The 22,847-nt window shown below is 57.3% G+C and carries 18 protein-coding genes; 10 read left to right on the top strand and 8 right to left on the bottom strand.

The genetic code is table 11. The features are described from left to right. Nucleotides 1–34 precede the first annotated feature (34 nt). The 3 genes from NB063_RS05610 to NB063_RS05620 all read right to left on the bottom strand — a co-directional run bounded on the left by NB063_RS05610 (nucleotide 35) and on the right by NB063_RS05620 (nucleotide 2,694). A complete protein-coding gene (locus tag NB063_RS05610) occupies nucleotides 35–1,099 on the bottom strand; it encodes an aldose epimerase family protein (protein ID WP_250927788.1) in 1,065 nt (354 codons plus the stop codon). A gap of 32 nt (nucleotides 1,100–1,131) precedes the next feature. Beyond that, complete coding sequence (locus tag NB063_RS05615) at nucleotides 1,132–1,410, bottom strand: hypothetical protein (protein WP_250927773.1); 279 nt, start codon at nucleotides 1,408–1,410, stop codon at nucleotides 1,132–1,134. 132 nt (nucleotides 1,411–1,542) lie between these two features. Continuing rightward, complete coding sequence (locus NB063_RS05620; RefSeq protein WP_250927774.1) at nucleotides 1,543–2,694, bottom strand: AraC family transcriptional regulator; 1,152 nt, start codon at nucleotides 2,692–2,694, stop codon at nucleotides 1,543–1,545. A gap of 242 nt (nucleotides 2,695–2,936) precedes the next feature. Here NB063_RS05620 and NB063_RS05625 point away from each other — a divergent pair, with 242 nt between their 5' ends. Together NB063_RS05625 and trhA are read left to right on the top strand one after the other, a co-directional pair. Next, entirely contained in the window at nucleotides 2,937–3,965 is a 1,029-nt protein-coding gene (locus NB063_RS05625; protein WP_250927775.1) for an alpha/beta hydrolase, read from the top strand. Continuing rightward, complete coding sequence (trhA, locus tag NB063_RS05630) at nucleotides 3,962–4,687, top strand: PAQR family membrane homeostasis protein TrhA (RefSeq protein ID WP_250927776.1); 726 nt, start codon at nucleotides 3,962–3,964, stop codon at nucleotides 4,685–4,687. Before NB063_RS05625 ends, trhA begins: the two co-directional genes overlap by 4 nt. A 26-nt stretch (nucleotides 4,688–4,713) precedes the next feature. On the opposite strand, the gene NB063_RS05635 is transcribed toward trhA, so the two are convergent. Further along, nucleotides 4,714–5,670, bottom strand: coding sequence for a sigma-70 family RNA polymerase sigma factor (locus tag NB063_RS05635; RefSeq protein WP_407652546.1), 957 nt, complete (start codon nucleotides 5,668–5,670; stop codon nucleotides 4,714–4,716). Between the two features lie 248 nt (nucleotides 5,671–5,918). Between NB063_RS05635 and NB063_RS05640 the strand changes: the two genes are divergently transcribed. From NB063_RS05640 to NB063_RS05670, 7 genes are all read left to right on the top strand, one after another. After that, nucleotides 5,919–7,163, top strand: a complete 1,245-nt coding sequence (locus NB063_RS05640) for a peptidylprolyl isomerase (protein ID WP_250927777.1) — start codon at nucleotides 5,919–5,921, stop codon at nucleotides 7,161–7,163. Further along, a complete protein-coding gene (locus NB063_RS05645) occupies nucleotides 7,160–7,843 on the top strand; it encodes a hypothetical protein (protein ID WP_407652547.1) in 684 nt (227 codons plus the stop codon). Before NB063_RS05640 ends, NB063_RS05645 begins: the two co-directional genes overlap by 4 nt. A gap of 177 nt (nucleotides 7,844–8,020) precedes the next feature. Further along, nucleotides 8,021–9,100: a Gfo/Idh/MocA family protein gene (locus NB063_RS05650; protein WP_250927778.1), complete on the top strand. Its 1,080-nt coding sequence runs from the start codon at nucleotides 8,021–8,023 to the stop codon at nucleotides 9,098–9,100. A 233-nt stretch (nucleotides 9,101–9,333) separates the two neighbouring features. Beyond that, entirely contained in the window at nucleotides 9,334–11,115 is a 1,782-nt protein-coding gene (locus tag NB063_RS05655; protein ID WP_250927779.1) for a hypothetical protein, read from the top strand. A gap of 180 nt (nucleotides 11,116–11,295) precedes the next feature. Further along, on the top strand, nucleotides 11,296–12,807 hold the full coding sequence (locus tag NB063_RS05660) for a TonB-dependent receptor (RefSeq protein ID WP_250927780.1): 1,512 nt from the start codon (nucleotides 11,296–11,298) through the stop codon (nucleotides 12,805–12,807). A gap of 372 nt (nucleotides 12,808–13,179) precedes the next feature. Further along, entirely contained in the window at nucleotides 13,180–13,743 is a 564-nt protein-coding gene (locus tag NB063_RS05665) for a flagellar protein FliS (RefSeq protein WP_322975069.1), read from the top strand. A 339-nt stretch (nucleotides 13,744–14,082) separates the two neighbouring features. Next, nucleotides 14,083–15,219 (top strand): hypothetical protein, encoded by a 1,137-nt coding sequence (locus tag NB063_RS05670; RefSeq protein ID WP_250927782.1) that lies wholly within the window; start codon nucleotides 14,083–14,085, stop codon nucleotides 15,217–15,219. On the opposite strand, the gene NB063_RS05675 is transcribed toward NB063_RS05670, so the two are convergent. The 3 genes from NB063_RS05675 to NB063_RS05685 all read right to left on the bottom strand — a co-directional run bounded on the left by NB063_RS05675 (nucleotide 15,216) and on the right by NB063_RS05685 (nucleotide 18,548). Continuing rightward, nucleotides 15,216–16,670 (bottom strand): beta-ketoacyl-[acyl-carrier-protein] synthase family protein, encoded by a 1,455-nt coding sequence (locus tag NB063_RS05675; RefSeq protein ID WP_250927783.1) that lies wholly within the window; start codon nucleotides 16,668–16,670, stop codon nucleotides 15,216–15,218. The two genes, NB063_RS05670 and NB063_RS05675, sit on opposite strands and share 4 nt — an antisense overlap. Nucleotides 16,671–16,881: 211 nt before the next feature. Then, nucleotides 16,882–17,298, bottom strand: a complete 417-nt coding sequence (locus tag NB063_RS05680; RefSeq protein ID WP_250927784.1) for an OsmC family protein — start codon at nucleotides 17,296–17,298, stop codon at nucleotides 16,882–16,884. Between the two features lie 68 nt (nucleotides 17,299–17,366). After that, nucleotides 17,367–18,548, bottom strand: a complete 1,182-nt coding sequence (locus NB063_RS05685) for a Gfo/Idh/MocA family protein (RefSeq protein WP_250927785.1) — start codon at nucleotides 18,546–18,548, stop codon at nucleotides 17,367–17,369. Nucleotides 18,549–18,880: 332 nt separating this feature from the next. Here NB063_RS05685 and NB063_RS05690 point away from each other — a divergent pair, with 332 nt between their 5' ends. Next, complete coding sequence (locus NB063_RS05690) at nucleotides 18,881–21,748, top strand: DUF11 domain-containing protein (protein WP_250927786.1); 2,868 nt, start codon at nucleotides 18,881–18,883, stop codon at nucleotides 21,746–21,748. Between the two features lie 840 nt (nucleotides 21,749–22,588). Here the strand turns inward: NB063_RS05690 and NB063_RS05695 are convergent. Beyond that, nucleotides 22,589–22,847, bottom strand: a 259-nt coding sequence (locus NB063_RS05695; RefSeq protein WP_250927787.1) for a hypothetical protein, incomplete at its 5' end; no start/stop codon positions are given.

Here is a 22,847-nt window from a genome sequence, read left to right on the forward strand (position 1 = left end):
ACCCCTTTGCGCAATTCTAACAATCGCGGCCAATCTATTTGGCCGAGAACGCGAACACGGTTTGCGATCGATAGACCTCGCCCGGACGAAGAATCGTCGACGGGAATTCCGGCTGATTGGGACTATCAGGAAAGTGTTGCGTCTCGAGGCAAAAGCCGCCTCGGCGCACATAGGCCTTGCCCGATTTGCCGGTCAAATTTCCACTGAGGAAGTTCCCCGTGTAGAACTGAACTCCGGGTTCGGTTGTGCTGACCGTGAGCACCCGACCGGTCGCCGGGTCATAAACGACGGCGGCAAGTGCCAACTCGTCCGGTATCACGCCTTTGTTCAGCACCCAATTGTGATCGTAACCGTTGCCCAACGACAGCTGTTCATTCTCCGCGTTAATATCTCGACCGATGGCTTTCGGTGAAGTGAAATCAAACGGCGTCTCGGTAACCCGACGTAGTTCACCGGTCGGTATCGAGCCCGCATCAACGGGAGTGAAGTAATCCGCATTGAGCATCACCTCGTGATCGAGGATCGTTCCGTTGCCTTCACCGGCGAGATTGAAATACGTGTGCTGGGTAAGATTAACGTGTGTCGCTTTGTCGGTCGTTCCACGGTAATCGATGACGAGTTGGTTTTGGTCGTTCAGCGTGTACGTGACTGAAAGGTTCAGGCGCCCTGGGTAACCCTCTTCCTGATCATGCGAGACGTACGTCAACTCGATCGATTGTTTGGTGGCTGACTTCACCGTCCACACAACTTTATCGAACCCGGTCAGTCCGCCGTGCAAATGGTTTTCGCCATTGTTCGTTGCGAGCGTGTGCGTTTCGCCGTCGAGCGTGAAAGATCCCTTCGCGATCCGATTCCCGTAACGTCCGACGACCGCGCCGAAATAGGGCTTTTCAGCCGCCTCGATGTACTCGCTCGGCGTGCGATGCCCCAGTGTCACATCGGATAAGTTTCCATCGCGATCGCGGGTCAGAATCGACATAATAATGGCTCCGTAGTTGGTGACTTTCACCACCAAGCCGTCCTGATTTTGGAGCGTGTAGACGTCGGTGGATTCAGCGACCTCGTCGGCGCTCACACCGAGCGATGCAGGAACGGTCATGACAAAGACTGCGAAGAAAAGAGGAAAAGTTTTCATCGTGTATCCGGCGGAAGGTCCTCAACGGCCATGCAGTCGATGCGAAGGATTGCCCCGAGCTGGAGATGCACGATTGATTGGAACCGGTCGCCGATGACAACGGCGCGTCCCCGATCCCAACCGGCGGCGCGGAACAAAAACATTGCCCCACCACAACTCGCGACAAAATGCCATTGCGACCGCCGCATTTCCGTCGGATGCATTTTTCGCGTCATACCCTCGCCCTGAGGCAACGACCGCGAATCAAGCTCACGCCCGCCCAAATTGGCTGCCAATCAGATTCATGCGTTGACAAACCAGCTGGTGCGGTGAAACGCATTGTAACCGCAAATTCACGTCAGATTGGCATCCACCGACACCCGACTATCTGAACACGCGACCACTCGATAAGTACACCAGATTCCCGATTACAATTTCGAATTTCGACGAAACTCACCCGGTGTCACGCCCATCACGCGTTTAAAAACGACGTGCATGTATTCGGGATGGGCAAATCCGCAGAGCGCGGCGATTCGGTCGGCGGGCAGATCGGTCGTCTGCAACAGTTCACGGACGCGTTTGATTTGAACGTGGCGGATCTCTTCCTGAGGCGTGCGACCGAGATACTTCCTCACTTGGCGTTCCAGCGTGCTGCGTGAGATTGCGGTGTTCTCGATCACTTCCTCGACCGTGACTCCCCGACACGCGTTCTCGCGCATGAACCGAAGCGCAGCGGCGATATTGCTGTCATCGATCGCGACCACGTCGGTCGACTGCCGGGCCGCAACGCCCAGCGGCGGAATCGGCTCGCCAACCGGCTCAACAGATTCACCTTTCATCAGACGCGCGAGCAGCTCAGCGGCACGAAAGCCGACCTCTTCCGCATTCGGGATCACACTCGATAGGGTCGGCGAGCAAATCCTGCACAGCAATTCGTCATTGTCGACACCAATCACGGCGACTTCCTCGGGCACCGCAAGGTCGACGCGGGAGCAAGCGTCGATCAAGTGCAGCCCGCGGATATCGCTACACGCCATCACCGCAACTGGAGGCTTAATGCCATTGAGCCAATCGACAAGACGCTGTTGTTCGTCCTCCCAATTGAGCGCCGCCGGACCAGTCCAAGGTGAGTTATACACCTCGCACTCATGCGAAGAGTGTGCACGGATCACAGCGGCGAAGGCGTCTTGTCGGCGTTTCGACCAAGCCTCGCCGGCGAAGCCACAGAACGCAAACTTGGTAAACCCTCGTTCAATCAAATGCATCGCACCGGCACGCCCGATCGCGGCATCGTCGGAACGCACGCCTGGGAACTGTGATGCTCCGAAACGGTCGGTGAGCTCCACCATCGGCACGCCCGTTCTTTTAATCGCCTCCACGAACGTCGGCGTGGTCACCCGGCTGATGATACCGTCGCCCTGCCAAGTGCTGAGCCACTGCGGCGGATCAAGTTGAAGATCACGCTGTTCAAGGAATACAGACCATTGATCGTGCATCCGCATGTGCCGAACGATCCCTGACAACAGGTCACGTCCGTACACGCTTGAGGTTTCGACGATCAAGGCGACTTTGGGTTTCATTCGATGCACATGCATGGCAGTGTGGAGCTTCCGACTCGGCGACGGAATCGTTACGAGGGCGGTGTACCGGTGCGACAAAGGGAAGCAGCCCGCTGAAGTAAGATAGCCGATGCCTCGCGTTCAGACATCCGGAAACTTGTTACCCAGAGGCGGGGCAACCAGAAGCGGGGCATCGTGAGAAATGTCGGCAAATCGCCACTTCATTTCATCCTAACGTCCGCTCTCGCACCCGCTGGTGGAGCATGCTACGGTCTGTCCGCCTGAGACGCGGTCGTCATTTCAAAACAACACTTTCAGGAGTCGTCATCATTAATCCTCGCCAATTCTATCGTTTGCTGGCCGTGTTGACGGCGTTTCATTGTGCAAGCTATTGGATCGCTGACGCCACCATTTTCGCCGACGACAACCTGCCCCCAGCCGATGCGGTTGTACGCGTCTGGCCAGGCAACGCTCCTGAATGGATTGAACCGGAAAAGAGCGAGCAGGACACTACCGGGGAGAACGGCCGGTCCGTCGCGGGCCATCCCGTGATCCGATTGGGGTTCGTTCGCGAGGTCCAGCTGCATGTCTTTTCCGCAACGGCTGCCGACGGCACCCCCTCACCGACGACCGTGGTCATTTGCCCCGGCGGCGGATTCAACATTTTGGCGTGGGATTTGGAGGGGACCGAGGTCGCCCGTCTTTTCCAAGCGGGTGGGGTCAACGCCGCTGTTTTGAAATATCGGGTCCCCATTCGAGGCGTGGATCCGAAATGGCGTCCGGCGGTCCAGGACATCCAGCGGGCAGTGTCGCTCGTCCGAGCGGGCAAAGTAACCAACAGCGTTCCGGAGCATGTTGGCGTATTGGGGTTTTCTGCCGGTGGGAATGCTGCCTTTCACGCTGCGACGATAGGAGAACGGCTGTACAAGTCGGTCGATACCGCGGATGCTTCGATCTCCCCACCCGATTTCGCAGCTCTCATTTATCCAGCTTGGATCGTCCAGGACGAACACCCGGACCAATTTCGAGAGGATGTTGAAATCAACGCTCAGACGCCGCCGATGTTTTTTGCCCATGCCGAAAACGACAAGCATCTGGTTCAAAACAGTGTCACGCCGTTTCTAAAACTGCATGCCGCTGGAGTGCCCGCGGCGTTGCATGTCTTCACCGGCAGTGGCCACGGGTTTGGCGCCCGTCTCGATGGCCGTGCCGATGATCTCTGGCCCGAGCTGTGCCTCCGGTGGATACGTGACAACGACTGGCTGTCCCCCACAAATACGAAGACGCAATGAGTAACGAGACGATTGAGAATCCGGTCATGATGGCACCAAGACGGACAGTTTTGCCGGAGGTGGTCGATGCGGTTATGCCGGACCACGATTCCCCACCGATCCAACCCGAACAAGAATGGGCCAACGCGTGGACACACGGTATCGCCGCAGCGGCATGGATCGGTTTGTCGGCATGGATGGTGATACGAGCGTCGGAAACGAACCTCGCGTTGGCGATCGCTTGCGCCGCGTATGGCGCAAGCGTAGTGGGAACGTTTACCTGCTCGACGCTCTCCCACACGTTCCTAGAGCGTCCGCTGCTGGACCGTTTCCGCGCCTGGGACCAAGCGATGATCTATTTGATGATCGTCGGAACCTACACTCCAATTATGGTTCGGTACGCGGTCACGGAATACCGGGATTTCTTGCTCGTCTTAATGTGGGGATATGCTTTCTGGGGGTTTGCGAAAAAAGCGTTTCTGAGCCACCGCATCCATTCGATTAGCACCGTTTCCTACCTGATGCTCGGTTGGCTGCCCGCGATCCCGCTTTACGGACGCATCCCTATGAACCTGTTTCTGTACGTGCTCGCCGGCGGCGTGACCTACAGTCTGGGAGTTCTGTTTTTGATCAATGACCGCCGCGTCAAATACATGCATGCCGTCTGGCATTTGTTTGTGATTTCGGCATCGATCTTCCACTTCGTTGGGGTCGTCCGGTACGTCATCGACGCACCGCTTTAAAGCCGGGCAACAACTTCACACCCCGGCTACATTCCGAGTTCGCGTGGATCCGTCAGACCATCGGCCAACCGTCGCAGTGCCTCTGTTTCGATTTGGCGCACCCTTTCTCGGGTGAGGCCGAGTTCGGCACCGATCTCTTTGAGCGTCATCGGTTCGTTCCCGCCAAGCCCAAATCGCAGTTTAAGCACCATCGAGTCGCGTTCATCGAGGTCGTCGAGCAGCCCCATCGCGTGCTTGAGGATGTCGTGATCGAGCATCGCTTCGTCGGGCGATTTGAGCCTCTCGTCCATGACCATGTCGCCGAGTGACCAGCCCGATTCCGTTTGATCGCTTTGTGGAGTCGAGTTGTTGATCTTGATCGCTTTGCGAATGATCGGCAGTTTCTTTTTGGGTAGCCCCAACACCCGTGCAACTTCTTCGTTCGTCGGAGTCCGACCAAGCTCTTCGCTGAGCCGTGCGGTCGCCCGCCGCCACTTGCTAAGCAGCTCGACCATGTACGCGGGAATCCGAATCGTCTTGGCACTGTTGATCAGCGCCCGCTTGATCGATTGCTTGATCCAATAGCTCGCGTAGGTGCTGAACCGCGTTCCGTGAACCGGGTCGAATCCTTCGACGGCACGCAACAGTCCGAGGTTTCCTTCTTCGATGAGATCCTGCAGGCCGAGGCCCTTGCCGGTGTACCCCCGCGAAATATTGACGACCAGACGCAAGTTTGCACGGACCATTTGATCGCGGGCCATGACGTCGCCTTGGGCGATCCGGGCAGCCAGATCCATTTCTTCCTCAGCCGACAACAAGGGCGTCTCGTTGATCTCGCGAAGATACGTCTCCAAAGGCGACTGAGCCGATTCGCTCCGCTTGGCCGGTTTCTTGCGACTACGCGATTTCAACAAGGCGACTTCGTCTTGCTCCAGTTGTTCTGAATAGGTCATCTGATGCGGTCCGATCAATTGGAAATAGCTCATAGACGTGGGAGGTGTCATCTGAGCGGGAGGGAGGGTCACCCTTGATTTCGGCGGTTTTGGGTCCAGTAATCGACCTTTTGAGAAAGTGTTTCGTTTGTGCGGATTGCTCCGCTTATGAGCACTGGAAAATACACGCAATTTCTATCGCCCGACAATCTCAATCCGAGACGGCAATCTCTGTTGCGAAAGCGGATCGAAATCCCCTACAAGCGAATCCACTGTTTCGAATTTCGTCGTATTACCGAATTACATCCATCGGGCCCGCCATGCCCCCGCTGCCCAACCTCAGCCCAATTCGCCTCGCAACCACGTCCTCCGGGTCGAACCATCGTCGTCGCGGCGTGATGTCGCACGTCTGGCCGGCAGCGTTCCGCACCCTCGGTTTGCTGGCGGTTTTCGGGTGGATGACGCTGGCGTTCGCCCCCAGCGTCTCGGCTCAAATGCCGAGCCAATCGCAGATCGACGAAGCAATGCAGGTCGATTTGCCAACCGATCCGGCCACCTTGATCGCAATGGTCGGACAAAGCCCGATCCTCTTGGGTGAACTCAACCCCAAGATCGAATCACGCATCCAGAGCGTGATCGAAAACGCTGGCCAAGAGATCCCGGAAAACCAAATCAAATTCGCCCGCGTCCGTATGCTCCGCGGGCTATTGGCTCAAACGATCCAGAATCGGATGATGCGGGAATCCTTCCTGCTCGACCAAGTCGCCACCGAAACGGCCGACAAACGTCGCGAAGCCGAGGCGACGATGCAGGCGAAAGCCAGACAGATGTTTTTCGAATCGGAAGTTCCCGAACTGCGAAAACAGTACGAAGCCGACTCGCTCGCGGACCTGGACGACGAACTGCGCAAAAAAGGCACCTCGCTGGCCGCCCGCGAACGTGAGTTCATCGACGCCATGCTCGGTCACCTCTACATTCGCGGCAAAGTCAATCGCGATCCCTCGGTGTCGCTCGCCGAGATCCACGAATACTACACCACGCATCAGGACGAGTTCTACCGAAAGTCGCGTGCCCGCTGGGAACAGATCACGGTGATGTATTCCAATTTCCCCAGCAAACAGGCCGCCTACGACGCGATCTGGGAGATGGGACGCGAAGCCTTCTTCGGCGGTAACATGCAAGCGATCGCACGCGAAAAGAGCCAAGAGCCATTCGCCAGCGATGGCGGCATCCATGACTGGACCAACCAAGGTGCACTCGCATCCGAGATCCTCGACAAAGAGATCTTTACGATCCCCACCGGTGCGATGAGTCAAATCATCGAAGACGTCGACGCCTACCACATCATCCGCGTGACCGAGCGTGAGCAGGAAGGCATCGTCCCGCTCGCAGATGTTCAAGACGACATTCGCAAGATCCTGCGAGACGAAAAGATCGAAAAAGCACAAACCGAGGCACTCGCAGACGTGCAGCGACGCGTTCCCGTCTGGACGATCTTCCCCGAAGACGTTCCGGGGGCGAAACCGTTGCCTCAAGTTGCCGCACGATTCCCGAATCGCCAATGAGTGCGGCTCGTCTGATCCGTCGAGACTTCGCCTGTTCGATGGAACGGGTACGTGCGCCAAAGCTGACGCGCCCGCTAAACATCGTTGCCGCGGCATGCTTGTCACTCGCCTTCGCCGGTGGATGTGGGCAACTCGCCTATCGGCTGACCAGTGACGTGCCGCAACAATACGTCCCCAACCCGCTGGAACTGCCTGCAGTGCCGGATGATTTCCTGTGGCTGCAAGTCGTCGATACTCTCGATGACTATTTTCGTATTGCTCGGCAACAACCCGTCGTCAATCGCCAAGGCCTCGTGCTCGAAGGCAAGATCGAAACGAGTTACAAAGTCGCCGGTTCGATCTTTCAACCTTGGCGAAAAGACAGCACGACGGGGTTCGAACGGTTGCAGAGTACGCTGCAGTCGATCCGCCGTCGAGCGATCGTGACCGTGCGACCAAACATGACGGGATATTCGGTTGAAGTCATCGTGCAGAAAGACCTCGAGGACACGGACCGGACCCAGTACGCGACCGAGTCCACCGCGGGCGTCCGACATGACGGTTCTCGAATCAGTCGTTCGGATGCATTCGATGACAGTCCCCAAACATTGGGCTGGATCCCTCTCGGCCGTGACACCGTTCTCGAACAAGCAATCTTGAACGACTTGTTCGGCCGCGTCACACGTCCTGACGGACGCTGAGAAACGTTCGCACGCGTTTCCATTTTCTGACCGCGACGCGGCGGCTCGCCACACCTGTCGTCAACTCGGCGAAATCGCGGCCCGCCAGACGATCTGGTAAATTGGTCCACCGGCGGGGATGGCTGTTATGGTGCAGCGGCCCGGGATTCACTTCCAACACACTAGCGACCCAATTCCATGCACAGTCCGTTCAAAATCGTTGGCATCAACTTCGACCATTTCCACATGGGAGATCTATTGAGGATGGCCGCTGAACATCCCGAAGTGGAAATCGTGGGAATTTGCGACGAACACCCCACACGCATGAAAGAAGCCCAACAGAACTTCGAGATTCCCGACGAACGTGTGTTCACCGACTACCGACAACTTCTCGAAACCAGCCAACCGGATCTAGCGATTCTATGCCCCGCCGCGTCCATGCATGGCGAATGGGTCGAACGGGTCGCACCGTTCGGATGTGACATTCTCGTGGAAAAACCGTTCGCCGCATCGCTCGACGAAGCCGACCGGATGATCGCAGCCTGTGAGACTTCGGGCAGCCGCCTAGCGATCAACTGGCCGCTGGCCTGGATGGCTTCACACCGCACCGCCAAAAGATTTGTCGACGACGGACGCATCGGCGACGTACTGGAAGTCCACTACTACGACGGCAATCGCGGTCCCCTACACCACGGTGCGGACAAAACAGAACGATCCCCCGAAGAGATCGCAAAAGAAAAATCAGAAAGCTGGTTCTACAAAAAAAGCCACGGCGGGGGCTCGCTGTTGGACTATCTCGGATACGGGACGACACTCGGCACGTGGTACATGAACGGCCGCAGTCCGATCGAGGTGACCACGGTCGTCGACGGCGCCGAGGGGCTCGAAGTGGACGAACACAGCGTTACGGTCGCTCGGTATGAAACGGGACTCAGCAAATTCGAGACTCGCTGGGGAACCTACACCGATCCCTGGACGCACCAACCACAACCGCCATGCGGATTCGTTCTGATCGGAACGCGTGGAACGATATCGAGCTACGACTATGACACGCGAATCAAGTGGCAAAATGAATGGTGCGACTCCGGGGAGTGGATCGACACAAACGAAATTCTGTCTCCGTTTCATAACCCGGTGCAATACATGGTCGACGTGATCCGCAGCGGCGCACCAATCGCAGGGCCCCTCTCCGTCGAGATCAGCCGGATCGGACAGCAGATCGTTGACTCTGCATTATTGAGTGCGGAGCAGAAGCGAACCGTTCCGTTGGTGGGATAGGTTGGTCGGGCTGACGTGGTGGCTAGTGGGGGAGTAAGGAAGCAGGGGAGAGCGGGAGCTTTTTGGGATGGAGGATGGCTTGTAGGCCAGATTCTCTTGTCATCGGTCGGTGGCGTTTGCTAGCGTCGAGAATGAGCCGGATCGGCCTGCGGTGACGATTGCTCGCAGACGCCGATGATCGTCGAACCGGCGACGTCCTTCGCCACGCTGCTTTTCTTCCACTGACCGTCCCCATGATGCATTCCCGTCGTCAAGACGACCGACGTCGCCGCGTCCTGATGACGACGGCATCGGTTTCGGCAGCAAGCCCGACTGCGAGTTCGCGCAGCCGTATGGAACAGTTGCGTGAAGCCCGCCGCCCCGCCGTCGCCTATGGATCGCGGGTGCGGAAGTGTTTGCGTGGTCGATGGTTCTCGCTCGTTCCGGTTCAACGGGCAACTGTAGCCAAACTCTTTACCGTCCTTTCGTTCATCGTACTGACGCTAGTCGCACTCAACGACGCAACCGCTCGGTTTGCCGCTTTTGCCGAACGTCGCGAGTTTGTGCATGTGTTTCGCATCTTGGAATATGGCAGCCTCGGGCGCTACTTCATCGGCGTGATGTACCTCGGCGTCGCCGGAGCCGGATGGATGGTCTACCAACTCCGCCGATTTCGCAACGATGACTTCGGCGGCAATTACCGCGTATGGCAATGGATCGTTGGACTGTCGCTGCTCTCGAGCGTCGCCCAGGTGGTACCCGTTTTGACCATGCTCGGCGGCTCGATCGATTGGATGATGGGCAAACGCATTGCCTTATCAGGTCAAGATTGGATCGGCTTGTTTCTGACTATCGGAGGCGCCATCCTCGCGATGCGGACTGTCGCCGAAATGTGGCGATACCGCAGCAGCATGAGCTTGATGGTGATCGGCTGGCTCCTGACCACGATCCCGATCGCGGTGGACTGGAACATTCTCGTGCCGGAAACCAATTTACGCTGGACCATCGTAACTTCAGCTCCACTGCTGGCGGTTTCGTTCTGGTTTGCCGCTACGGTGACTTATCTGCGAACGCTTTACTACGAAGTCCGGGGTCTGGAACCATCCGCCGGATTTGTCCGACGGTTTACCGAGACGTTCACTCGTCGATCCGAAACGGACGGCGAAGACGATAGCGAAGCAACACCACCCCGTCCGAGAGACAAAGACGCAGACGACAACAGCGCTACGTCCAAGAACAAGTCTGGCAAGCGGCGTTGGTTTGGTCTCCTCGGCCCCGCCAAACCTGTCGACGCATCACGCACCGCAAAACCGTCCAAGAAACAACCCGCCGAGACAAAACCGTCAACCGCCGCGACGACGGCAACCAAGCCGTCCCGCGACGAAGCCCGAACCTCCCAGACCGCCGAAGAAGCGGACGGCTCCGACAAGTCGAAAACAAGTTCTGGCAAACGGCGATGGTTCGGAATGCGAGGCCCGGCGAAACCGGCCGCCGAAAAGAATGCGGATGAAGACGGCGAATCCGACCAAACGCGAACGGCTCGTCAAGATGAAGCGGCGACTCGCGCAGCTTCGACCAAGAAGACGATGGAGAATGATTCCGAGAAAGCCGCCAAGCCCAAGCGGAGCTGGCTCCCGAGCCTGCGGCGAAAACCAAAGCCCGACGCTGATGAAGCGAATGAGGCAAGTTCTTCCGACAAACCCAACGTGGCTGCTAAAACCGCAGCTGCCAACATGGACGCTGACGGCGACTCCACCGAAACTCCAAAGAAACGACGCTTTGGCCTCGGCTCGATGATGCGGCGAAAGTCGAACACTGATGACGAGTCTGTCAGCGAAGCCGACTCAGCGGCACGTCAACCGCCGCGAAACTCGTCGGCTAACGGCCCCACCGACAACGACGACTCGTCAGGAGACGACGGCGACGACGACGATTCGATGTCACTCTCGGATGACGGCATCGATTGGTCGGGTATGAACAAAGCAGAACGCAGGCGGATGCGGAAGCAATTAAAACGTGGTGGCCGCGTCGCTTAGCAAATTCGGCCGTTCTCCATCGTACGACGGGAACGCTCGTACCGGTTCTGACGCTTGGTGCCGTCGCATTTTGACGCATCGGCAATCTTTTTCCCCGCTTCACCGACCTGCACAACCCATACATGTGCGTTGAGGAGAATTTCGAGGGCGGCCAATCGCCCATCATCTCGGGGAAAAAACATGACATCAGAACGACCGACCACCGAACGCAAAGCACTCGCCGTTAACCTCGACGCTCGTCGATATGGATCATTCGCCGAGATCGGTGCGGGCCAAGAAGTCGTTCGATGGTTTTTCCGCGTAGGCGGTGCCGCCGGGACGATCGCAAAAAGCATGTCGGCGTACGACATGTCCGTCAGCGATGCGATCTACGGCCAATGCGATCGCTATGTTTGCCGCCAACGTTTGCAAGACATGCTCGACCGCGAGCACGCGTTGAATCTCGAGCGACTGCGGGAAAGCCGCGGCGACACGACCGCATTCTTCGCGTTCGCGGACACCGTTTCGGCTCGTAATTTCCACGGCACCAACGATTGCCATGGTTGGATGGGCATCCGTTTCCAAGCCCACCCGCGTGACCAGGACAGTCAAATCATTCTGCATGTGCGGATGCTCGACACCGAGAACGCGTTGCAGCAGGAAGCCCTCGGGATTGTCGGTGTGAACCTGCTCTACGGTGCATTCTTCTTGAATCACGAACCCGATCAACTGATCGAATCATTGCTCGACAACCTGTCCACGCGACGCATCGAAATCGACATGATCGAATTTTCCGGGATCGCATTCCGGCATGTCGACAATCGCGTCATGAGTCTGCGTTTGGTGCAACTCGGACTCAGCAACGCGGCGATGTTCTCGGCCAACGGTGAGGTATTGCAACCTTCCGAAGTGCTTTACAAGAAATCGATTCTCGTCGAACGCGGCAGCTTCCGACCCCTGACCAACGTCAACGTCGACATGCTCGAAGCCGCGAAGGCAAAATTCCAATGTGAAGACGATGTCGACTCGAGCGACGTTGTGACGCTCGCCGAAATCACGATGCGAAACCTCAAGGCCAACGGCGACATCGACCTGCGGGATTTCCTCGAACGCGTTGACGTCTTGGCAGCCGCCGGCATGACGGTGCTGATTTCGGACTACTTCGAGTACTACCGACTCGCCGCATATCTGGCACGCCATACGAAGAAGAAGATTGGCATCACGATGGGTGCCGCCAGTTTGATCGAGTTGTTCGACGACAAGTACTACACGACGCTAGACGGCGGAATTCTGGAATCGTTCGGCCGGTTGTTCAAGAACGATTTGAAACTCTACGTCTATCCGTTGCTCAACCGAGAAACCGGTGAAATGACCACGGTGGATAATCTCGAAGTCGCGTCCGAACTTCGCACTCTCTATCGCTACCTCGTTGACAAGGGCTGCATCGAGCAACTCGAAGACTTCGACCCCGACCACCTATCAACATTCTCGCGAGAAGTGTTGCGTCAAATTCAAGCGGGCGATCCGTCGTGGGTTGACCATGTGCCTGTGGAAGTCGCCGAGGTAATCCAAAAGCGAGGATTCTTTGGGTTCCGCCGAGCGTCGCAGTCGGTTGCAAACGCACCGGCAAAACCGCTCAACCCGGTGGTGGCTCCGCTAGCCCCCCTCTATCCCGCGACGGGAATGACCACATCGATGACATCCGTAGTCTAAGCAGGTATGCAGGAATCATCTGGCGAAACTGCCGCGAANNACCGATCACGATCAGCGGAATTTTCGTTATACCGAATCACTTCTATGGACCTGCTTAACCACGAAACCTGGCCGGAACTTGAATCAAAGTGAAAATGATTCGATTAGGCCGAGTTTTCGCGTGCGACGAATTGGGTGCGTGGAAAAAGAGTTCGATTGCGAAGAGTTTACCGACATCGCCTTCAAACGACGTGCATAGTTTGGTTGCCAAACATTCATTGGGTTTAACGATGAGCGATTCCGGCTCAAAGATACCTTCCCTATCCGGACGATACCCTTAACACGGAGTATCCGGCACATCGTCCTAACCCTACGAACCGTTTTCTATCACCCATGTATTCCTCGTCCGATCCGCACATGAATAGCTACCCTGACTCGGAACGTCGTATCGCTCCACCGCGACCGATCGATTCGCTCGGCGGCCCATCTCCGGCCGGTTTCGGTCGACGTAGCGGCGACACGTACTTGGAATCAATGATCGCGACAGCTTCACCGGCCAAACTGCGACTGATGCTGATCGAACGTGGCGTTGAAGTGGCACGGCATCTCGCCGGGTTATGGCGTGACACCCCTGGAAAACGGGGCACAAACGAACATTCGCTCAAACTGTTCGAATTGCTGAGCGAACTTCTATCGGGCGTTACGGATAGCAAAGTCGAAGTGTGTCGGACGGTCGCCGACATGTACGTGTTCTTGTGTCAACATTTGATCCAAGCCGAAGAGAACGGCGACGCGACGATGATCGACGAAATTCGATTGGTGCTCGAGACCGAAGCTGAGACTTGGCGGATGGTTTGTGCACAAGAACTTGGCGCATCGACGCCCAATTCTCGGGCAGCCAACTTGCTGGCGAAAACAGCCGTCCCCGCCACTGGTGGACTCAACCTCCAAGGCTAAACCTCTCGATCCGGTCGCACACTTTGCCGACAGCCCCGAGGGGCCTAGCGTTATCGCGATATTGACGCCCGCACGAATACGCGAAGGCAACGTGCCTGAACATTAGCCGCAGGCCATCGGTGATGCCACTTCGCCGGATCACCGTTGTTCAAGAAGCCGGCCACGCGTTTACGGACAATGAACAATTGCGTGGCTTCGGGCACACTGAATTGGTGGCAGGGATCTGCACGACTACCAACGATTCGGATAACATAGGGGTCATCGACTAGTACACTCTTGCGATGTACTTCTATGCCGTGCGTTATGGTGAGTCGTACTTCTTCAAGGCTTGCGAGTTTTATGGCGGACATCTCCACGCATCTGGTTGCAAACCGTCATGACTTGAGAGAGTTTTTGAAGGTCCCGTGGTCGATCTATGGCGGTGACCCGCAATGGGTGCCGCCGCTGTTGGCGGAAGTCCGCACCCGATTGAACCCTCGCAAAAACCCCTACTTCGAACACGCCAAGGCGGCATTGTTTTTGGCCCGGCGTGATGGACGGGTCGTCGGCCGCATTTCGGCGCAAATCTGCGAGTTAGCGCAGCGTCATCAAGTCGCCGGCACGGGACACTTCGGTTTTTTCGAATGCGATGATTGCCCGGAGACGTCTGCGGCACTGTTCGATGCTGCTGCGAGTTGGCTCGCCGAACGCGGAATGAATCGGATGGTCGGTCCCTTCAACCTTTCCATCAACGAAGAAGCAGGTTTGCTCATCGACGGCTTTCATCGACCGCCGTACATCTTCATGAGCCATAACCCGGCCTACTACCAGTCGTTATTTTGCGCCGCAGGGCTTACCAAAGAGATCGACGTCTACGCCTACCACCTCGATATCACGCAGCCCTACCCGGAACGAATCGAGCGGATCCTGCGCTCGGCAGCCCGTAACACATCGATCAAACTTCGCAACGTCGATAAACGAAAGCTGGAGTCGGAACTGGGGTTGCTGCTTGAGTTATTCAACGAGTCCTGGTCCGAGAACTGGGGCCACGTGCCGATGACTCAGGGGGAAGTCAATGATCTCGCGATGCTGGTTCGTCGCCTTTTTAGTACCGACGCGGTGGTGCTCGCGGAGATTGACGGGAAGATTGTCGGTTTCATTGTCGTGATTCCGAATCTCAATGAACTCACCGCAGATTTGGACGGAAAGTTGTTTCCATGGGGATGGCTGCGGATGCTCTACCGCATCAAACGCACCCCCTGCCGATCCGTACGTGTCCCGTTGATGGGAATCTCTCGCGAGTATCAAAACACCCGGACCGGGGCGGCAATTGCCTTCACGATGATCGATCGATGCCGCACCGCCAGCGTTCGGAATGGTGCCAAGAATTGTGAAATGTCCTGGATTTTGGAGACGAACGAGGCGATGCGATCGATCCTCGACGCGTCCGGCTCAACGCTCGATAAAACCTATCGCCTGTACTCCCGCTCGATCTAGTCTTGCAAGATCACGGCGGTGGCGTTGCCCGGCGAAGTGTATGCGATCGCCATGACTACGCGTTTTTCCAGCGGCCTGATTTGGTCGCTCACGTTGAGAGCCTTACCTGCCGCGGCTTTTTCCACACAGAATTTCGCGTGAGGAACCGGTGCGATTTTTCCCGTTTGCATGACGATGCACGCCGCCAGCAAACCCATCATGCCACTCGCTGCCCCGGTGTGTCCGAGCAGGGTTGCGGGAAGAACCAACGGAACATTGGGGGCAACTTGGTTCAACGCATCCCGCTCGCAAGCATCGAGAACCGGGTCACCAACGGCGTGTCCGACAACGGCGCCAATTTGGTCCGCCGTGATTCCCGCCGACTTCATCGCACCATTCATGGCGGCAACAATTGAATCGACATTGCCACGTCCCGCATCAGGTCGCAGGTCCGCGTTCTGTTGGTCGGTGGCAAACGCAACCGATGGGATGAACCGGGACGCATATCCCGTCACTCGTGCGATCGGTTGAATTCCGCGTGCCGCCGCCATATCAGCTCGTTCGATCATTAACCCGCCCGCTCCCTCGCCACGCACGATGCCGTCGGCGTCACAGGCATGCGGACGGCTGCTATGGGATGCCGGGTTCATCGCTTTGGCCAGCGGCTGGTCTTCGGTGAACAACGCACGGGTCGCGTTCAATCGTGAACCGCTGGCGCTGACCACCATAAAATCAGCGATCTCGCGGCGGAGATATCCACACGCCTCGATCAACGCAGCTTGCCCGGATGTGTCACCCACCGTGATTGAATTGTTGGGGCCGTGAGCACCGAGCACGATGCTGAAGTGACAGGCCGGCATATTGGGCAGATACTTCAACAGCCACAGCGGAGTGATTCGCCTCATCGCCGCGTTGCCAAATTGGCTCGGATCAAACTTCCCATTCTCCGCCATGCAGTCGGCGAATGCGTCTGCCAATTCCTCCGGGGCACCGTAGAGCAGCTCGCTGCCAAACACCGTTCCGATCCGGTCACTTTGGATCTTGCCACCTTTGGTATAGCAGGGGCGTTTGCGTTGATGGATCTTCGCCCGGTGACGATCGGTCTCCATGCCTTCCACGGACTCGGCGGGCAGGTACGGCTGCAAGCCCGCATCTTCCACCGCCAGCTGCGACGCGGCGTAGGCGGTTTGGATCTCGCGGCACATCACCTTGAGTGCCTTGCGAGGTTTCACAAACTGTTTCGGGTCAAATTCATCAAGCCCGGCGACAACCGCGGTTTCCTCATCGAGAGCCGGTTCGCCTTCGACGAAACGGTAGCGACGCGTCACATGCTCGCTTTCGTCGGAAGAGTCGTCACACAATCGTCGCACGCCGCTGATGCCGCCAAGCAACGATTCTGTAAAGGCCTTACGCCCCACTCCGATCGACGAAACCATTCCAACGCCGGTGATCACGAGGTCGGAAGATTTCATTGGGCAAAAGTGGGCAGTTGGGCCGAGAAGATCGATATTCGATAGATGACAAAACGAATACGTCACCGCCAGCGTGCTGCAAGGACGCTCATGGGTGAACGAATGAATGCGAAAGTATGATCGGCAAGTCCGAGGCTAGCCAGCCTACGGGTGGGTCTTTCCTCAATATTCCCCCACCCCGCCCCCTTTTTTCCGTACTTTAGGCGTTTTCTTAGGCATTGCGGAACTCAATCGGAGCATCAATCTCTGGGTGGAGGCTCTGGTGAACCGGGCATTGCCGGGCCGCCGATTCTAACCGAGACCGCATCGCCTCATCGAGATCAACACCTGCGGGATACGTCACGACGGTCGCCAAACGTCCGATCCGCCGCACAGGTGACTGGATCATTTCCTTCGTCACGTGGACTTTTGTGCCGTTCAAATCGACATCGTGACGTGCCGAAACCAATCCGAGGATCGTCAAAATGCACGTCCCCAGCGCGGTCGCAACCAGATCGGTCGGCGAGAATGCTTCTCCACGTCCCCCGTTGTCAGTCGGGGCGTCCGTCGAGATTCGCTGACCACTCGGGCCGTGCGTCGCCTCGCAATGGAGCTCACCCTGATAGACCGCATTGATTTCAACTGCCATCGGAACATCAAAGCCTGTGTTGGAGTCAAGAAAACGTGAGAATACCCCAGAGCCGATCGTTCAAACAACTACCCCAGCGTCACGGGGGCCGAACATCGGATCGACTCGTCCAGTGCATCGAGGAGGGTTTGCGTGTGAAGAGCTTGCTCGTGGAACGCATACCACGGCGCACACTTGGCATCATGATCATCTGGATAGGCCGACGCCCCTTCCTGGATCCATCGGACCAGCGTGCCGATCATTTCTCGCTCCTGTTGGCATCGTTGCAATGCCACCGCCTTCCCCGGAGCAGCGATTGGTTCCGCGTTCGCGTCCACTTCACTCGGCGGAACAAACGAGTGAACTTTTCCGGACGCTTCGTGAACCCAACTCCTCGCTGGCTTGTCCGCCCAAGGACGGGTGAAGTCGTCGCACACGATCGACGCGTCCTCTCCCGCAATTTCAAACCACTTGCGAGTCGATGTATCAAATCCGCAGGAGAGCGTCGCAGTCAGATTGTCTTCGAACATCATTGTCGCCGATACCCGAGCGATGATTCCCTCTCGCATCACCGCTTGGGCGTAAACCTGTTTGGGCAAAACGCCGCTGGCGAACAGGATCAAACCCGCGCTATACCAACCCAGGTCCAGTAACGCGCCCCCGCCGAGGTTGGCATGCAACCGATGATCGCCGTCTTGAAACGGGTTCGGGAACGAAACCGACGCACTGAGGTGACGAAGCGGGCCGAGGCGAAACGGGATTTCATTTTCGTCGCCATCAGAATCGTCACTAAAAAGATTATCTTTCTTCGCCGCCGCGACGACGGAATCTTCTTTTGGGCCCGTCGTCGTCAACCATCGGCGGAACTGTTCCGTCCGTTCGTGGTGTAACCAGGCCGTGGCGTCGAGAAAACGCAAATTCCTCTCGTTGGCCGCCGCGATCATCTCGGCAACTTGGCTGGCATTCAGAGCGACCGGTTTCTCACACAACACATGTTTGCTCGCCGAACAAGCGGCCAGGGTCCATTCATGGTGCATCGACGGGGGCAGGGCGATGTACACCGCGTCGACATCGTCGCGAGCCAATAACGCCGCATACCCCTCCACCGCCGCCGCGATCCCATGGCTATCCGCATGCCATCGAGCACGTTCGACGCAGCGGGAAGCAATCGCGGTCACGCTCGCCCCCGGCGTTGACTGAAGATCCGCAACCAATCGTCGGGTGATGCGTCCCGTTCCAAGAACGCCAAATCGAACGGGAGTTTGCGTCATATCGTTTTGAATTCGCTGAAAAGTGGAAATGCGTCTGCGAAGGGCGAACCGAACCATCGGTCGGCACCCATTCAAACTCCTTCAAGCGACAATCACAACCGGTCGATGAATCCCGCCCCATCCGTCGATGACGCGTTGGGGCACCCGCGGTCCAAAATGGCGTGAGCAGACTCGCTCACCCGCACGATCGTCATCTCCGACATAACCGATCGGACGCGGAATCGGTTTTGAAGAGATTTTGCTTTTCCACCTTGCACTCACCGCCTCCACCGAGTCTGCGTGCTAGCGTTCCTACGGACAAAATCTTTTTTTAACGCTCGACCGATGGAACGATGAGTTTAACAGCGATCACTGACGATCAACGCCACCAGCGATGTGAGTTTTCACAACGCCCCGGCGTCGTCACGCGACCGCGTCGAGCGATGAGAACCGTCCAACTATTTTGGACAACTGCCGCTCTGTTACTCGTTGTCGCCACCGGCGGATGCAGCCAATTGCGTTTGCCCGCGATCGACCCGACCGGCAGCTGTTTGTTCGCCCCATTGCCGACAACCACGGGGCTCGCCCTACCATGCATGAACGGCGACGGCGCCCTGGGCAGTCCTTGCCAGTGCTTGGGATGTCTCGGCGGAATCGGCACCTGCCTTCGCTGCCCCGGATTCAGCTTTCCCGATCCGGCATTCCAAGATCCCGCCGATCCTCCCGCCTGTGTGAACCCCAACGCGGCCACTGGGAGCGGAGTTGCGAGCAACGAACCGTGCGTGCCGGGACCGGGATGCGGCGGCGATTGTCTCGTCGGTCCGCCTGCCGTGCTATATGGTACGGAGATCAATGCCACGAAAGCCTGCAGATTGCCCCCCCGCGGCAAACGGGGCTGCATCCTCCTGACGCCACAGAAAGTCGTCGCACCGGTCGGTGGTGAAGTGATGTTGTTGTCGGGTATCTGCGGTACGGATGGCTATTTGCAAGTCGGTGAGCCACTCGAGTGGATGCTCAGTCGCGACAGCGTCGGAAACATCATCGCCGTCGGCGACAACGCACCTGGCGTGCTGCACCGATTGACAAATATTCCAGCAGCAAAGAAGGAAGACGGTGCTTACGCCCGTGGTGTGACGAGCACCAAAGAGGCGTTGATCACTCGCGGAAATACTAACCCCGCTGACGACGTTAAACTCGAAAAGGGCCAAACATGGTTGACGCTGAGCAGCCCCAGCGAAGGTACCAGCCATGTGACCGTACTCGCTCCCGAAAGCGAATGCTGGGACCAAAGAAAAGCCAACGCGACGATCTACTGGGTCGACGCCCGTTGGCAATTTCCCGCACCCCAACGACTCAATGCCGGCGCGGCTGCGGAACTCGTCACCCGTGTCACACGGGCAGAAGGTTCTTTGCCCGCACGTGGTTGGAAAGTTCGCTATGAACTAATGAATCCTGAACTCGCCAGCTTCGCGGGCACGGATGGTTCGTCCGTTGTCGAAGTCAACGTGGATGATTCGGGCAACGCCCCCGCAACGCTGGTTCCGATCCCCGGCACCGCCGGCAATGCCGTCGTCGACATTCGCGTCATCCGCCCAGGTGGCATGAGCGACAACATGCCCGACTTGACCCTCGGCCGCGGCCAAGCGTTTGTGACATGGTCGGCGCCCCAGCTAACGCTACGCACCGGTGGCCCCGAAGTCGCATCGTACGACATTCCGTTCGACGTGTTTGCCAACATCGCCAACCCCGGCGACCAAGACGCGACCGGCGTGGAAGTCCGTGCGGCGATCCCAGAGGGCGTCAGAGTGATTTCGTCCGACGCGTTTGCCAAAGTTTTCCCCAATAGTGTCGTTTGGGAGATCGGGACCATCCCGGCGCAGCAACAGCTCGACCTCGGCTTGAAACTGAGTGCAACGTCTCCCATTTCGATTGATTTCGAAGCACGCGGGGATGGCGGACTCGCCGCCAATGACAACATCCGCATTGATATCTTCCGCCCGTCGCTGGTGCTTCGGGTGGAACCCGAGCGGCAACGTTACGAGACCGGTGAACAGGTTGTGTATTCGATCGAAGTTGAAAACACGGGCGATCGCCCGCTCCGTGAAGTGCGGCTAACCGCGTTGGGCGATCAATACATGCTTCATACCGACACCAACAGTCGCGAGATCGGCAACGACAAGACCGATGGTCCGCTGCAGCCGGGTGAGACGTGGCGTAGCACGGTGAATTTCACATCGATCGATTCCGGATTACGTTGCGTCAACTTCACCGCCACCGCGGCCGCTGGCCAACAACAAACACAATCCTCCTGCGTCACCGTCATCAACCCAGCACCGCCGACGCCGGCGATGTCGGTCACCGTCTCGGCCGCCCGGGACAGGATCGTCGTGGGTGATCGCGTCTTCATTCGGGGACGCGTTGAAAACACCGGCAGCATCCCGCTCAAGAGCGTTCGCGTCACGATGTCGTACGACCCACAAGTCGTTCCCGAGCAGGCCACAGTCGACTTCCCACGCAACCTCGACACGCCGTACATGATCACGTGGACGATTCCTGAACTGCCCGCCGGTGAAACCGCAGTGCTCGAGGGAGAGTTCGCCGCACAACAAACGAGCACGGCTAGCCAGTTCATCTTCACGGCGGAATCGGCCGAAGGGGCGCGTGGAAACGCGTCAACCCAAATCCAGATCTTCCCCAACAACACACCCGATCGACCTCTGACGGCACCTCCTGTGCTACCACCTGCGTTGACGCCGCCGGCGATCCCAGGAGGCCCGGGCACCCCACCAAAATCCGCTAACGTACCAAGAACACCACCGACCAGTCCCTCGGATCGAAATGTCTCACAAGGAAGACTGCGTTTGGATGTTCTGCAAAAAGAGATTTCGCCGCGAGTCGGCGATCTGATCAGCTACTCGATCCGCCTGACGAACGACACCAATCTCATCGATAACGCCGTGCAGATCGCATTTGATCTACCACCGGGTGTTTCGGTGGAGCGATTGGTGCAGACGCAAAGCCCTGAGTTGGGCCGGATCAATCGCAGTGGCAATACGATCTACTTCGAAGAAATCCGCTCAATCAAACCCGGTGAATCGATCGACTACGAACTGATACTCCGGAGCAATCAACCGCAAACATTCAACTTGCTGCTCGAAGTCGTCAGCCGCAACTTCCCCGCCGGAATCGCGCAATCGCAGACCACAGAAGTGACGCCGTAACGAGGCCATAGGAAACAGCTTCCGCAGGACACATGTTCGATCGGTGTTCAAGGCAGGTAAGCAGGAATCAGTGGGCAGAATCCTAGATGCAGGGCCGGTTCCAACCAGCCAAACCAAGGCCCGACGGTGCGAAGTGAACCTACGTCGTTACCAGAAATGCTCTACCAAGGCAGCGACACTTTTCACGTAGCTCGTTTCACGTAGCTCGGTCTCTCCGAGACCGAGAATCTATTCGCCGGAGGCGAAGCAATGTGGCCGTTCGCTCCGCGAACGAGCGTTCCCGTAAGCTTCGTTTGCAGGGAGCGTTAATCTATTTACTGAAGCATTTCAGATGTAAACGCACGATGGACGTCCTCGTCCGTCGGATTAATGACGATTTCACTTTCGACGGACAAGGGTTTCCATCGTACGGAACGGACGGCTCGCGCCGTTCCGCTAGTTTTGATATTCCGCAGTAATGAAATCGATGTCCGATCTAAGCACCTAGGCTGGAGTTTTTCGGTATATCGGTCATTTGATGCTAACCATGATTCCTACGTTCAACCAAGGCTTTCACCGGACTGCCATCAATTCGTTGTGGACATGACCTGTCGGTATCCCATTTGCGTATAGCTGGATCCAGTATTTCGCGAATGGTTAGTCACGATCGTGACGAGATCCAAAAGCCACGGACGTGAGTCCGTGGTTTGGGAAATCAAAGCGAAGCAAGTCGCAACGCGATGACACAAAACACGGTTGTGCGCACAAATGAACCACCGGGAGCGGCACCTGTGATCGCTTCGCGACTTGGATTAGGAGCAATACTGACGCGGCCTTGTGTTTCCACGTCTTCGCAACCATTTAAGCAGGTACATAGAAGTGGTTCGGTATCACGACAATTCCGCTGATCGTGATCGGTTCGGCGTAGGCCGGATCAAGGAGCCTAAGCGGCGCAGTTCCGGCACGACTGAGCAAGTGAATGCCGGAACTCGCAAAGCCTCGGTCCGGCCTACAGTTCGCGGCACGTTTCGCCTGATGATTCCTGCATACCTGCTTAGTATTTGGATTCGGTTGCTTCGCCAGGGCAGGGGACACGATCGTTGGCGGGAGACATTCAGAC

It is taken from the genome of Aporhodopirellula aestuarii, assembly GCF_023701485.1.
GTDB classification, from domain to species: domain Bacteria; phylum Planctomycetota; class Planctomycetia; order Pirellulales; family Pirellulaceae; genus Rhodopirellula; species Rhodopirellula aestuarii.

Excerpts from the sequence above, each read along its gene's own strand:
- trhA (WP_250927776.1), top strand. The coding sequence starts at position 3,962 with ATGAGTAACGAGACGATTGAGAATCCGGTCATGATGGCACCAAGACGG.
- NB063_RS05670 (WP_250927782.1), top strand. The coding sequence starts at position 14,083 with ATGGCGGACATCTCCACGCATCTGGTTGCAAACCGTCATGACTTGAGA.
- NB063_RS05660 (WP_250927780.1), top strand. The coding sequence starts at position 11,296 with ATGACATCAGAACGACCGACCACCGAACGCAAAGCACTCGCCGTTAAC.
- NB063_RS05645 (WP_407652547.1), top strand. The coding sequence starts at position 7,160 with ATGAGTGCGGCTCGTCTGATCCGTCGAGACTTCGCCTGTTCGATGGAA.
- NB063_RS05690 (WP_250927786.1), top strand. The coding sequence starts at position 18,881 with ATGAGTTTAACAGCGATCACTGACGATCAACGCCACCAGCGATGTGAG.
- NB063_RS05665 (WP_322975069.1), top strand. The coding sequence starts at position 13,180 with ATGTATTCCTCGTCCGATCCGCACATGAATAGCTACCCTGACTCGGAA.
- NB063_RS05635 (WP_407652546.1), bottom strand. The coding sequence starts at position 5,670 with ATGACACCTCCCACGTCTATGAGCTATTTCCAATTGATCGGACCGCAT.
- NB063_RS05625 (WP_250927775.1), top strand. The coding sequence starts at position 2,937 with ATGCTACGGTCTGTCCGCCTGAGACGCGGTCGTCATTTCAAAACAACA.
- NB063_RS05680 (WP_250927784.1), bottom strand. The coding sequence starts at position 17,298 with ATGGCAGTTGAAATCAATGCGGTCTATCAGGGTGAGCTCCATTGCGAG.
- NB063_RS05655 (WP_250927779.1), top strand. The coding sequence starts at position 9,334 with ATGATGCATTCCCGTCGTCAAGACGACCGACGTCGCCGCGTCCTGATG.
- NB063_RS05640 (WP_250927777.1), top strand. The coding sequence starts at position 5,919 with ATGCCCCCGCTGCCCAACCTCAGCCCAATTCGCCTCGCAACCACGTCC.
- NB063_RS05675 (WP_250927783.1), bottom strand. The coding sequence starts at position 16,670 with ATGAAATCTTCCGACCTCGTGATCACCGGCGTTGGAATGGTTTCGTCG.
- NB063_RS05610 (WP_250927788.1), bottom strand. The coding sequence starts at position 1,099 with ATGACCGTTCCTGCATCGCTCGGTGTGAGCGCCGACGAGGTCGCTGAA.
- NB063_RS05685 (WP_250927785.1), bottom strand. The coding sequence starts at position 18,548 with ATGACGCAAACTCCCGTTCGATTTGGCGTTCTTGGAACGGGACGCATC.
- NB063_RS05650 (WP_250927778.1), top strand. The coding sequence starts at position 8,021 with ATGCACAGTCCGTTCAAAATCGTTGGCATCAACTTCGACCATTTCCAC.
- NB063_RS05620 (WP_250927774.1), bottom strand. The coding sequence starts at position 2,694 with ATGAAACCCAAAGTCGCCTTGATCGTCGAAACCTCAAGCGTGTACGGA.